General features: G+C 50.8%; 1 rRNA gene. It reads right to left on the bottom strand.

Annotated features, from left to right (window positions below):
• Positions 1 to 26: 26 nt before the first annotated feature.
• A 23S ribosomal RNA gene (locus DW58_RS04435) occupies positions 27 to 256 on the bottom strand; the annotation flags it as partial.

Genomic DNA, 256 nt, shown 5'->3' with positions numbered 1-256 from the left:
CAACACCAAAACACCTTCGGCGTTGTAAGGTTAAGCCTCACGGTTCATTAGTACCGGTTAGCTCAACGCATCGCTGCGCTTACACACCCGGCCTATCAACGTCGTCGTCTTCAACGTTCCTTCAGGAGACTTATAGTCTCAGGGAGAACTCATCTCGGGGCAAGTTTCGTGCTTAGATGCTTTCAGCACTTATCTCTTCCGCATTTAGCTACCGGGCAATGCCATTGGCATGACAACCCGAACACCAGTGATGCGT

The organism is Siccibacter turicensis LMG 23730 (assembly GCF_000463155.2).
Lineage (GTDB): Bacteria > Pseudomonadota > Gammaproteobacteria > Enterobacterales > Enterobacteriaceae > Siccibacter > Siccibacter turicensis.
The sequence above is the reverse complement of the archived record's forward strand: the minus strand, read 5'-3'. Positions and strand labels throughout refer to the sequence as shown.